This window comes from Streptomyces sp. NPDC059850 (assembly GCF_042731515.1).
Taxonomy (GTDB): domain Bacteria; phylum Actinomycetota; class Actinomycetes; order Streptomycetales; family Streptomycetaceae; genus Streptomyces.
This window is the reverse complement of record NZ_JBHWJI010000016.1, coordinates 109275-121351: the sequence shown is the minus strand read 5'-3', so window position 1 is coordinate 121351 and position 12077 is coordinate 109275. Positions and strand designations below refer to the sequence as shown.

Sequence of the window (12077 nt, the reverse complement as noted above, 5' to 3'; positions counted from 1 at the left end):
AGCGATGACGGACACCCTCGCCGCGGCGGACTGGCAGGCGTGGCAACGGAGCTGGGACCGGCAGCAGGAGTGGTACCTCCCCGATCGTGAGGAGCGGTTCCGGGCAATGCTCGACACGGTCGAGGCGCTGGTCGGACCGGAGCCGAGAATCCTCGACCTCGCGTGCGGCACGGGCAGTATCTCGGATCGGGCGCTGCGCCGATTCCCCGGCGCCACCAGCACCGGCGTCGATCTGGACCCCGCGCTGCTGGCCATCGCGCGCGGGTACTTCGCGGGGGACGGCCGCATCACCTTCGTCAGCGTGGACCTGCGCGACCCCGGATGGACGGGGCGGCTGCCGCACCCCACGTACGACGCCGTGCTCACCGCTACGGCCCTTCACTGGCTGGGCTCCGATGAACTCCGGGCGCTGTACGGCCAGGTGGCGGGGGTCGTCCGCGACGGCGGGGTGTTCCTGAACGCCGACCATATGCCGGACCCGGACACGCCCCGGCTCAACGACGCCGACCGTACCTACCGCAAGGAGCGGCAGGCGCGGGCCAAGGCCGAGGGCGCGCAGGACTGGGTCGACTGGTGGGGCGCCGCCGCGGTGGACCCGGTGCTGGCGGAGCCGGTCGCCGAACGGTTCACGATCTTCGGCAACCCGGCGGACGGCGACCACGCGGACGGCGAGGTGCAGCCCGCCGCCTGGCACGCGGACGCGCTGCGCGAGGCGGGGTTCGCCGAGGCGCGGTCCGTATGGTGCTCGGTCTCGGACGCGATGGTGCTGGGGCTCAAGTAACGCGACGCGCGAGGGCGGTACGGGGCATCGCACCCGTACCGCCCTCGCGTCGTAGGCCTGGAGCGCCTGTCGTATGCCTACAGCACCTACAGGACCTTCGACAGGAAGGACTTCGTCCGCTCGTGCTGCGGGTTCGTCAGCACCTCGCGCGGAAGTCCGGCCTCCACGACCACTCCGTCGTCCATGAAGACGACCGAGTCCCCGACCTCCCGGGCGAAGCCCATCTCATGGGTGACGACGATCATCGTCATGCCGTCCTCCGCGAGCCCGCGCATGACGTCGAGGACGTCCCCGACCAGCTCCGGGTCGAGCGCCGAGGTCGGCTCGTCGAAGAGCATCAGCTTCGGCTCCATGGCCAGCGCCCGCGCGATCGCGACCCGCTGCTGCTGGCCGCCGGAGAGCTGCGAGGGGTAGTTGCCCGCCTTGTCGGCGAGGCCCACCCGGTCCAGCAGCTTCAGCGCGCGCTCCCGGGCGACCGCCTTGGTCTCCCGCTTGACCTGCATCGGCGCCTCGATCACGTTCTCCAGCGCGGTCATGTGCGGGAAGAGGTTGAAGCGCTGGAAGACCATGCCGATGTCGCGGCGCTTGGCGGCGACCTCGCGGTCCTTCAGTTCGTAGAGCTTGTCGCCCTTCTGCCGGTAGCCGACCAGGTCGCCGTCCACGTACAGCCGCCCGGAGTTGATCTTCTCCAGGTGGTTGATGCAGCGCAGGAAGGTGGACTTCCCGGAGCCGGACGGACCGATCAGGCAGAACACCTCACGCGGGGCGACCTCCAGGTCGATTCCCTTGAGGACCTGTACGGCGCCGAAGGACTTGTGGACGCCCTCCGCCTTCACCATGGCGTTCATTCGCTCACATCCCCTGGCGGTTCGAGCCGGACAGCAGGTTGACCCGGATGCGCTGCAGCGGCGTCGCGGGCAGGTTCCGGGTGGTGCCGCGCGCGTAGTAGCGCTCCAGGTAGTACTGGCCCACGCTCAGCACCGAGGTGAGGATCAGGTACCAGGCGGCGGCGAGGAAGAGCATCTCCGCGGTGGCGCCCGTGTTCTGGCCGATTCCCGAGGTGGCCTGCAAGAGATCCCAGTACTGGACCGCGATCACCAGTGAGGTGGTCTTGAGCATATTGATGAACTCGTTGCCGGTCGGCGGCACGATCACCCGCATGGCCTGCGGCAGGACGACCCGGCGCAGGGTCTTGGCGTGGCTCATGCCGAGCGCCTGGGCGGCCTCGGTCTGGCCCTCGTCGACCGACTGGATGCCCGCCCGGCAGATCTCCGCCATGTACGCGGCCTCGTTCAGTCCGAGGCCCAGCAGGGCGGCCAGGAACGGGGTCATGAAGTCCGACCACTCGTCCTTGTAGATCGGCATGATGTTGATGTACTTGAAGACCAGCCCCAGGTTGAACCACACCAGCAGCTGCACATAGACCGGGGTGCCGCGGAAGAACCAGATGTACCCCCAGGCGATGGAGGACGTCACCGGGTTCTTCGACAGCCGCATGACGGCCAGGACGATGCCGAGGGCCACGCCGAGCACCATCGAGAGGATGGTGATCCAGATGGTGTTGCGGACGCCCTTGAGGACCTCTTGGTCGAAGAAGTAGTCCGGGATGGCGGCCCAGTTCACATCGCCCTTGGCGAAGGCGTAGACGAGCATCGCCAGCAGGGCGATGGTGATGACCGCGGAGATCCAGCGGCCGTAGTGCCGCACCGGGATGGCTTTGATGTTCTCCGGTGCGGGAGACGGGGCGCCGGCCGGCCCCGTCTTGTCGAGCTTCGTTGTCACGGATGAGTGCCTTTCAGCGCGAGCGCGCGAGCGTCAGGGTCGGCCGGGGTCACTTGCCGCCGTTGATGATGGCCTTGGTGACCGCGCCCTCCTTGACGCCCCACTTCGCGACGATCTTGTCGTAGTCGCCGTTCGCGATGATGAGGGCGAGCGCCTGCTGGAGGGCGTCGCGCAGCTCGGTGTTGTCCTTGGAGGTCGCGATGCCGTAGGGGGCCGCGTCCACCTGCTCGCCGACCAGCTGGAAGTCCTTGCCGCCGCCGGAGGTCTTCACCGCGTACGCGGCGACCGGGAAGTCGCTGGAACCGGCCGCGGCACCCCCGCCGCGCAGCCGGGTCTGGGCCTCGGTGTCATTGCCGAACGCCTCGACCGCGATCTTCTTCTTGCCGCCCTGCTCGCACTTCTTCGACTCCGCCTTGGCGAGGTCGTGCGAGACGGTGCCGCGCTGCACGACGATCTTCCTGCCGCAGAGGTCGTCCCAGGTCTTGATCCCCTGGTCGTCGCCCTTCTTGGTGTAGATCGAGACACCGGCGGTGAAGTAGTCGACGAAGTCGACACCCTCGCCGGCCTTCTTGCCGGTGTCCGGGTCGACGCCGTCCTGGCGGCCCTTGTTGTCGGTCATGGCCGACATGGCGATGTCGTAGCGCTGCGACCGCAGACCGGACAGCAGGGTGTCGAACGTGGCGTTGTTGAACTCGAACCGGACGCCGAGGACCTTGCCGAGCGCGTCCGCCAGGTCCGGGTCGAGCCCCATGACCTTGCCGTTCTTCTTGAACTCGACCGGCGGGTAGTTGATGTCCGAGCCGACCTTCACCACACCCGCGTCCTGGATCTTCTTCGGCAGCTTGCTGAAGAGCGGCCCCTTCTCGGCCGCGTTGCCGGAACCTCCCGTTTTCGCCTGGTCGGTCTGGTCGCCACAGCCCGTCAGCAACAGGGCTCCCACGACCGCGACTGCGCCGACAGCGGCCGTCCGGGACTTCGTGGTGACCCGGCGACGCGTGAAGCTGGCGGTCATGCTGGTTCCTCCGGCAGGGTGAGGGGGTGTCCGAGGGTCGGGAACACGCGTGTGAGTGTCGCGATCTCGTGTGATTGGGGCATCTTGCCATCTGGACGGGCACGCCCGGGTGGGCTTCCGTGTCAAAATCGGATAACGGGCGATCCCCGTGGTGCACAGGAAACGGACACCGGGCTGTACAGCCCAGGTGCGGAGAGCGGTACGAAATTGTGATCATGCGGCGAATGACGTGTGACGGCGGCATGTATATCCGGAGCCGCTTCGACCGCTTCCGACGGTTATGAGAACTTTCCGAACACCACCGCAACGGAAGCCGTTCGTTATGGGCACACGCTTCCGGTAGAACAGACGGTTACACCCCTCATCCGGGGCTCAGGGCGCGAGTGCGACGCGCCCGGCGTCCGTATCTGATTCCGCGTGGCGGATATCCGCCGCGCGGCACCGGACGCGGTGCCCGCCCGCTCCCAACCCGGGGCGGTTACCCTCGACAGAAAACGACAAAGGGGTCTAAAAGTGGCAGCGGAGATGGTGAATCCTCGCAGCGACAAGGCAAGCGACAGCGGCGAAGGAGCCGACGGAGTGACCGACGGAGAGCCCTTCGACCCCGCGTTCGCGCTGCACCGCGGCGGCAAGATGGCCGTCCAGGCGACCGTGCCCGTGCGCGACCGGGACGATCTGTCCCTCGCCTACACGCCGGGCGTCGCGAAGGTCTGCAGCGCGATCGCGGAGCAGCCGGAACTCGTCCATGACTACACCTGGAAGTCCCAGGTCGTGGCCGTGGTGACGGACGGCAGCGCCGTCCTCGGGCTCGGCGACATCGGTCCGGAGGCATCCCTTCCGGTCATGGAGGGCAAGGCGATCCTCTTCAAGCAGTTCGGCGGCGTGGACGCGGTGCCGATCGCGCTCGACTGCCGGGACGTGGACGAGATCGTCGAGACCGTCGTCCGGCTCGCGCCCTCGTTCGGCGGCGTCAATCTGGAGGACATCTCCGCGCCCCGCTGCTTCGAGATCGAGCGCAAGCTCCAGGAGCGCGTCGACATCCCGATCTTCCATGACGACCAGCACGGTACGGCTGTCGTCACGCTGGCCGCGCTGCGCAACGCGGCCAAGCTGACCGACCGCGCCCTCGGCCAGCTGCGCGCCGTCATCTCCGGCGCGGGCGCCGCCGGTGTGGCCATCGCCCGGATCCTCACCGAGGCGGGCATCGGGGACGTCGCGGTCTGCGACCGCAAGGGCGTCGTCTCCGCGGACCGCGAGGACCTGACCGAGGTCAAGCGCGAGCTGGCGGGCTTCACCAACAAGGCGGGGCTCACCGGTTCGCTGGAGACCGCGATGGACGGCGCCGACGTCTTCATCGGCGTCAGCGGCGGCACGGTGCCGGAGGAAGCGGTCGCGAAGATGGCGCCCGGCGCCTTCATCTTCGCGATGGCCAACCCCAACCCGGAGATCCACCCCGAGGTCGCCCACCAGCACGCGGCCGTGGTCGCCACCGGGCGCAGCGACTTCCCGAACCAGATCAACAACGTGCTCGCCTTCCCCGGCATCTTCGCCGGTGCCCTCCAGGTCCGGGCCTCCCGGATCACCGAGGGCATGAAGCTCGCCGCCGCCGAGGCGCTGGCCTCCGTCGTGGCCGACGAGCTGAGCGCGGACAAGGTCATCCCTTCGCCGTTCGACGAGCGGGTCGCCCCGGCCGTGACCGCGGCCGTGGCCGCCGCCGCCCGCGCGGAGGGCGTGGCGCGCCGCTGACCCAGCGGCAGCGCCGGGAGCAGGAGCAGCTGTACGGGCCGGGTCGTCCATCGGGGCGGCCCGGCCCGCTGTCGTGGGGCGGGCGGTGTGACTCACATCGCGGCACGGTTCCGTCGCTTCGTGCTGCGGCCTATGGTCGGGATCATGTTCGCTGCCTACGCCGCACGTATCGACCGTGACCAGCCGCTCAGCGGCCTCGAACTGGGCGAGCGCCCCGAGCCGGAGGCACGCCCCGGCTGGACGACCGTCAACGTCAAGGCCGCCTCGCTCAACCACCACGATCTGTGGTCGCTGCGCGGGGTGGGACTCGGCGAGGAGTCGCTGCCGATGATTCTCGGCTGTGACGCCGCCGGGATCGACGAGGACGGCAACGAGGTCGTCCTCCACTCGGTCATCGGCCAGAGCGGTCACGGCGTCGGACCGCATGAGCCCCGCACCATCCTCACCGAGCGCTACCAGGGCACCTTCGCGGAGAAGGTCACCGTCCCCACCTGGAATCTGCTGCCCAAGCCCAAGGAGCTGTCCTTCGAGGAGGCCGCCTGCCTCCCGACGGCCTGGCTGACCGCCTACCGCATGCTGTTCACCAACTCGGGTGTACGCCCTGGCGACAGCGTGCTGGTGCAGGGCGCGGGCGGCGGCGTGGCCACCGCCGCGATCGTGCTGGGCGCGGCCGCCGGGCTGCGGATGGTCGCGACGAGCCGGGACGAGGCGAAGCGCAAGCGCGCGGTCGAGCTGGGCGCCGAGGGGGCGTACGAGCCGGGGGAGCGGCTGCCGCGCCGGGTGGACGCGGTGATCGAGACGGTCGGCGCCGCGACCTGGTCGCATTCGGTGAAGTCGCTCAAGCCGGGCGGCACCCTCGTCATCTCGGGCGCCACCAGCGGCCCCAACCCGCAGGCCACCGAGCTGAACAGGATCTTCTTCCTGGAGCTGAAGGTCGTCGGGTCGACGATGGGCGGCAAGGACGAGCTGGAGGACCTGCTGAGCTTCTGCGCCGCGCGAGGGGTGCGGCCGGTGATCGACTCGGTGCTGCCGCTGGACCGGGCGCGCGAGGGGTTCGAGAAGATGGCGGGTGGGGATCTGTTCGGCAAGGTGGTGCTGACGGTCTGACCGCCGGGCGGGGTGACGGGCTGTCGGGCTTTCGGGCTGACGGGTGGGCTGACGGGCGGTCATTTTTGGTGCAAAGTGCACACTGGTTCGATCGTTCACGGTCGAGAGTGACGCATTGCCATCACTCTGAGTAAAGGGTCTGGTGCTCTCCGGAGTTGGCGCGGATAATCGTGGCCAGGGGGATGCACATGACTGCTTCAGTACCGCCTTTGCCCAAAATCGAGTTGCTGGTCGACGCGTTCGAACAGCTCGTCACCCTGCCGCCGGGCCGCCGTGGCCCGGCGCCGCAGATCCTGCTCACCCAGCTGGCCGAGGGGCCCGAGGCCGGGCGGATCGCGGACGGCCTGTGCGCGCGCTTCAGCGCGGGTGGCCGCGCCCGCGTTCCGTTCGCGCAAGTGGCGGGCGAGGCCGAGGCCCCGCGCCAGGAGCACGTGGGGGTGACGTTCCAGAAGATCGAGGAAGAGCTGCTGCGCAACCGGCCGGGCGGCTTCGGCCGACTGCGGCTGCCCCAGTTCCGGCTGATGTGCGGCATCGTCGAGTCCGACCTCGCCGGATGCCCGCCCGGCGCGCTGGCCACCGAGCTGCGCAACCGGAGCTACGAGGCGCACTGCGCCAGATCGGTGTTCCTGCGCGCCCTGCAGGCCGTGAGCGGTGGGGAGGAGCCGCCGCCGAGCATCCCGGGCACCGCCTGGTACTGGCTGCGCCGCCCGCTGTTCGGCCTGCTGCCGCGCTGGTGGTACGGGCGGCGCCATGGCCGCCGGATGACCCGCAAGGGCAGCTGGTACCGCGCCTGGGCCGAACTGCCCGAGGGCGGGCCCGGGTTCTTCGCCGACGCCTGTCGGCTGACCGTGGGCGCGCCCGGCGCCGCGCGGCGCGAGCCGATCGTGGATGTGCTGCTGCGGGCCCTGCTCGCCGACCTGGAGCGGGCCTTCCGCCATCCCCGGCTCTCGCCCTGGGGGCGGCGCCGCCGCCATCGCGTCGTGCTCGTCTTCCCGCAGCCCCCGGCCATCGGTGACGACACCGGGCGGCTGCTGGAGCAGTTCCCCCGGGCGGTCGAGCAGACGGGGGCCACCGGGGTGATGCTGGTGGCCGCGGTGCGCCCGGGCCGGGAGCGTACGGAGAGCTTCGCCGAAGCGGCCATCACGCTCAAGTCCTGGATCGGGACCACCGGCGCGGGCGGCGCCAGGGTCGTCCGCGTGCTCGTCGAGCCGCAGGGGGACGACGAGGACGCGGCCCGCTGGCTCGGCCGCTATCCGGAGATCGCCGTCGGCAGGAGCCGTTCCGATGGGGCGCCGCTGGTGGAGGCCGCCGTCGCGGCGGTGGCGGGCGTTACCGTGCTCGGGCTGCTCGGTGGCTACGCCCTGGCCCGGCTGACGGAGAGCAGCGACACCGCCTGCCTGGGCGGCAGCGGCGCGTCGGCGTCCCCGGCCGCGTCGGCCTCCCCGGCGGCGTCCGCGGCCGGTTCGCCGTCCGCGTCCGGTGGCTCATCGAAGGCCGGTGGTGACGGCGGCGGGCGGAGCAGCCCTCCGAACCGGAGCCCGCGGGAGGTCTACGGTGACGCGGTGGCGGCGATCACCCGGCAGAACGAGCGGGCCGACAAGGCCGCCCGGTCCGGCGCCGTGGTCCGGACGGTCGGCTATCTGGGTGTGCCGGTGACCGCCGCCGACTGGGACGAGGCCAAGTACAGCGGCGCCATCCCCGAGGTGCGCGGCATCGCGCTGGCCCAGGAGGAGATCAATGAACAGGCGGCCCAGCAGAAGAGCAGCAAGGTGTGGCTGAAGGTCCGCCTGATGGACGCGGGCGAGCGCTTCTCCCAGGCACCCGCGGTGGCCAGCGCACTCAAGAAGGAGGTCAAAGCCGCCGAGCGCGCCGGTGACGGGGAACAGATCCTGGGCGTGGTCGGCCTCGGCCAGAGCCGCCCGGGCACGCTGAAGGCCCGGGACATCCTCACCGAGGCCGGGCTGCCCATGGTCGGCACCGCCGCGACCGCCGAGGAGATGCAGCGCTCGCCGATGTACCGCCAGGTCGCCCCCGACAACCACCGGGAGGCGCGCATCGCGGCCAACTTCGCGCGGCACGCCAATATCGTGCAGACCGCGCCCGGGACCTGCGCCCCCGCCAGGAAGGCGGTGGTGATCGGGGATCCGACCGACATCTACAGCGCGAATCTGAGCGACCGGTTCGCGGAGGCGTTCAAGGACGTCCACCGCATCTGGTATCCGGTCCAGCGCCCCTCCGCCGCGCCACCGCCCGGACACAGAGACCGAGGGGACGAATGGGTATCCCACGCCTCACAGATGGCCGACAGCATATGCCGAAGGCTCAAGGAGGAGCCGCGCACGGTGGTGTACTGGGCGGCCCGCGCCCATGAGTTCGAGAATCTCCTCGACGACTTCGACCGCCGTACCAGCTGCAACGGCCAGTCGACCGTGCTCGGCGGCAACGACCTCGACAACGCGGTGGTCGAGCAGCAGCGCCCCAGCGAGAAGCACCTCAGACTGCGGCTGTACTACGCGGCTCAGGCCCTCGCGGAGGACAACTCGCCCAATGTGAAGGGCGACGACTTCCACCGGAGGTACGCCGCCGCCTACGGGAGCGACCTGTGGAGCAACGACGCCCGGGTGCCGCTCGCGTGGGACGCGCTCGGGGTGCTGTCCGAGGGGATCAACGCGGCGTACCAGAGCGCGGGCACGGCGCCCTTCGGGCGGGGCGGGGTGCAGTCGGAGCTGGAGCAGGGGGTGGGCGGAGCGGAGGGGCTGCGAGGGGCCACCGGTTCGCTGATCTTCGGCCAGGGCGCCAAGGTGCCCGTCAACAAGCGGCTGCTCATCCTGCATGACACCAGGGGCGCGTCGCCGGAGGTCGCGCTGGAATGCGGGATACGCGACAGCGGCGACGAGGCGAAGAGCTGGGGTCCCAGGGGCGCGTTCGACTGTCCGCGCGACCAGCGAGACGGCAAGGGGGACGACTGAGCCGAGGGGAAGGGGAGTTGATCAGCGGTCCGCCGGGGCCTCGGCGTACGCCCAGCCCGACCAGCGGGTGACCTCGATGGCGATCACCGGTCCGCGCGGCGGCCGGTCGGCGTACTGCGGGTACTTGCCGACCAGCCGTCGCACCGGGTCCGCCCGTTCGGCCGCCGCCTCGGCCGGAACGATCCGGGCCCGGCCATCGGCCCGCACCCACCACAGCTGCCGCCAGTCCTCGTCGTAATGGTCGACCAGGAGAGAGACCGCCGGATTGGCGTGGATGTTGCGCAGCCGCTTCAGGTCCTGGTGACGCTTGGGCTTGTGGTCCACGGCGGTGACCACGGTGTCCCCACCGTGGTCCGGGGTGGTGAGGGCGAAGGTGGCGGGCACCAGATGCGGTCGGCCGTCCACGTCGGTGGTGGCCAGCCGCAGCACCCGGGCGCGGGCGAAGCGCCGCCGCGCCTCGGGGGTCTCCAGTCGCATACCGGCGAGGCTACTGCGGGGGCGCCTCCGGCGGCCGGGCGAAGCCCCCCCCGAAGCGCGCCCCGGGCGCGGGGGCCCCCCACGGGCCGATAAAAAAAACAAGGCCCACTGCGTGGCCGGGGCTCGGGGACGCCCTAGGGCCTGATCCAAACGACAGGCCCTAGTCCTTGGCCGGGGCGCCGCGCAGTTGGCCGGTGATCCGGGCCGCCGTCGCCGCCAGTCGGCGGTGGGCGTCGGCCAGTTGGGCATCGGTCACCCCGTGGTCCCGGGCGGTGTCGCGGATGTCGTCGCGGAAGCGGTCGAGCAGCCGGTCCAGATCGCGGGCGGGGTCGCCTGACGGGGTGAACTCCCCGGCCCACGCGGGCTCGGCCGGTGCGCCGCCGCCGTCTCCGTCCCCGTCGCCGCCATGCACGTGGGCACCGGCATCGGCGGTAGCCTGCTGGGCGGTGCCGGAGTCCGGTTCGGTCGCGTCCGCGCGCGGGGAGGCGGTTTTCGTCGCGTCGCCCGTGTCCGCCCGCCCCGGCGGGGTCGTGCCCTGCCGGGAGAGGCGGCTCACGCTGCGCGACACCTCGGCCAGTCCGTCCCGTACCGCCTGCTGCCAGTCGCCCGCCCGGATGTGCTCCTGGGTCTGCTCCTGAACCCGCCGGGCGACCCGCTGGACCTCTTCGAGCGCGAACTCCTGGGCGTCCTTGGCCTGTTTGCGGGCGCGCTGGGCGTCCTGCCGGGCGCGGCGGCTCTCCTCCTTCGCGCGGCGGGCCTGCTCCTTCCACTCGTCCTTGGCGCGCCGCAGCTCCTCCTTGGCCTGCCGCCAGCCCTCGGCGTTGTCCCACGGGCCCTCCCAGGGGCCGTGTTCGCCCTCGCCGGTAGTACCACCGGAGGTGCGGGCCTTCTGGGCGGCCTCCCGCATCTCCCGCCGCAGGTCGTCGGCGGAGCCGCGCACGTCCTCACGGATCTCGGCGGCGAGTTCGGCCACCGATTCGCGGATCTCCAGCTCCAGGTCGGCCAGCTCGCCACTGCGGTCGGCCAGTTCGGCGCGTCCGGCGTCGGTGATCGAGTAGACCTTGCGGCCGCCTTCGGTGGTGTGGGTGACCAGGCCCTCCGCCTCCAGCTTGGCCAGGCGCGGGTAGACGGTCCCGGCGGAGGGCGCGTACAGCCCCTGGAAGCGCTCCTCCAGCAGCCGGATGACCTCATACCCATGGCGCGGGGCCTCGTCGAGCAGCTTGAGCAGGTACAGGCGGAGTCGGCCGTGGGCGAATACGGGGGGCATCAGAGGACCTTTCCCTGCGGGCCGCCGGTGCTGTCGGTGCTGTCGCTGCTGTCGGTGCTGTTAGTACGGTCGGTGCTGTCGGTGCGGCCGCTGACATCGTCGCCGTCTCCGTCGGCGGGCGGGCGCCGCAGCAGCGCTATCGCGCCGGAGACGGTGGTGGCCTTGAGGCGGCCCTGCCCCGAGCCCAGGTGCCCGGTGATCCGCTTGGCGCCCCACTGGCCGGTGACCCGCAGATCCTCGAAGGCGTTGGAGACGGGCCCGCTCGCCGTGTTCGCCTCGACCCTGGCGTCGGCGGGGTGCGGCAGCCGGATGGCGATCTCACCGGAGACGGTGGTGAGGCTGATGTCCGCGCGCTGCGAGGCGGAGGCGGGGGCGAGGTCGAGCACCATGTCGCCGCTGACGGAGTCCGCCTTGACGACCGGGCCCGAGCCCTCGATGACGGTGAGGTCGCCGGAGACGGAGTTGAAGCGCAGGTCGCCGGTGACGGCCTGCGCCTCCACCCGGCCGGAGACGGTGTCGGCGCGCACCGGACCGGTCAGTCCGACGAGGGTGGCGTCGCCCGATACGCCGCGCAGCTCCGTCCGGCCGCCCAGTCCGGAGGCGACGGCGGACGCGTTGACGACGCCGATCGAGGCGGCCGTGTCCGTGGGCACCGCGAGGGTGACATGGACCGTCCGGTGCCACCCCTTGCGGTCGAGCCAGGAGAGCAGCCCCTTCCAGGGCAGGTCGTCGTACGCGACGCTCAGGGTGCCGTCCTCCAGGGTCACCTTCAGCGGTGGGCCCTCGATGTCGGACAGTTCCAGCCGGGCCGGGCCGCCGTCGGTCCCGACCACGTCGACCGTGCCGTCCACGATGCGTACGTGGAGCGCGGAGACGGGCTCGTCGAAGGTGAGCTTCTGTGGTTCGCCGAACGACCACTCTGACCGGGCTGACATC

Annotated in this window: 10 protein-coding genes; 4 read left to right on the top strand and 6 right to left on the bottom strand. The window is 71.0% G+C overall.

Translation table 11 applies throughout. The features are described 5' to 3' along the window. The first annotated feature begins 4 nt into the window (after window positions 1–4). Window positions 5–781 carry a class I SAM-dependent methyltransferase gene (locus ACFV9T_RS15795; protein ID WP_385440417.1) on the top strand — a complete coding sequence of 259 codons (777 nt, stop codon included), beginning with the start codon at window positions 5–7 and terminating at the stop codon, window positions 779–781. Window positions 782–867: 86 nt separating this feature from the next. On the opposite strand, the gene ACFV9T_RS15790 is transcribed toward ACFV9T_RS15795, so the two are convergent. The 3 genes from ACFV9T_RS15790 to ACFV9T_RS15780 are packed head-to-tail and all read right to left on the bottom strand — an operon-like array spanning window position 868 to window position 3575. After that, entirely contained in the window at window positions 868–1629 is a 762-nt protein-coding gene (locus ACFV9T_RS15790; protein ID WP_385440415.1) for an amino acid ABC transporter ATP-binding protein, read from the bottom strand. Window positions 1630–1633: 4 nt separating this feature from the next. Beyond that, the gene (locus tag ACFV9T_RS15785) at window positions 1634–2563 is read right to left on the bottom strand and encodes an amino acid ABC transporter permease (RefSeq protein WP_385440412.1); all 930 of its coding nucleotides are present in this window, start codon (window positions 2561–2563) and stop codon (window positions 1634–1636) included. Window positions 2564–2612: 49 nt separating this feature from the next. Beyond that, window positions 2613–3575 carry an ABC transporter substrate-binding protein gene (locus ACFV9T_RS15780; protein ID WP_385440411.1) on the bottom strand — a complete coding sequence of 321 codons (963 nt, stop codon included), beginning with the start codon at window positions 3573–3575 and terminating at the stop codon, window positions 2613–2615. A gap of 513 nt (window positions 3576–4088) precedes the next feature. Between ACFV9T_RS15780 and ACFV9T_RS15775 the strand changes: the two genes are divergently transcribed. The 3 genes from ACFV9T_RS15775 (at window position 4089) to ACFV9T_RS15765 (ending at window position 9397) form a co-directional block, all read left to right on the top strand. After that, the gene (locus tag ACFV9T_RS15775; protein WP_385440410.1) at window positions 4089–5321 is read left to right on the top strand and encodes an NADP-dependent malic enzyme; all 1233 of its coding nucleotides are present in this window, start codon (window positions 4089–4091) and stop codon (window positions 5319–5321) included. Between the two features lie 144 nt (window positions 5322–5465). Continuing rightward, window positions 5466–6428 (top strand): zinc-binding dehydrogenase, encoded by a 963-nt coding sequence (locus ACFV9T_RS15770; protein WP_385440408.1) that lies wholly within the window; start codon window positions 5466–5468, stop codon window positions 6426–6428. 188 nt (window positions 6429–6616) lie between these two features. Further along, on the top strand, window positions 6617–9397 hold the full coding sequence (locus ACFV9T_RS15765; protein WP_385440407.1) for a hypothetical protein: 2781 nt from the start codon (window positions 6617–6619) through the stop codon (window positions 9395–9397). 21 nt (window positions 9398–9418) lie between these two features. Here ACFV9T_RS15765 and ACFV9T_RS15760 read toward each other — a convergent pair whose 3' ends face one another. The 3 genes from ACFV9T_RS15760 to ACFV9T_RS15750 form a co-directional block, all read right to left on the bottom strand. Further along, entirely contained in the window at window positions 9419–9874 is a 456-nt protein-coding gene (locus ACFV9T_RS15760) for a TIGR03668 family PPOX class F420-dependent oxidoreductase (RefSeq protein ID WP_385440405.1), read from the bottom strand. 160 nt (window positions 9875–10034) lie between these two features. Beyond that, window positions 10035–11141 carry a helix-turn-helix transcriptional regulator gene (locus ACFV9T_RS15755; protein ID WP_385440402.1) on the bottom strand — a complete coding sequence of 369 codons (1107 nt, stop codon included), beginning with the start codon at window positions 11139–11141 and terminating at the stop codon, window positions 10035–10037. Continuing rightward, a complete protein-coding gene (locus ACFV9T_RS15750; protein ID WP_385440399.1) occupies window positions 11141–12076 on the bottom strand; it encodes a DUF4097 domain-containing protein in 936 nt (311 codons plus the stop codon). The genes ACFV9T_RS15755 and ACFV9T_RS15750 overlap by 1 nt, the downstream gene beginning before the upstream one ends. Window position 12077: the final 1 nt, after the last annotated feature.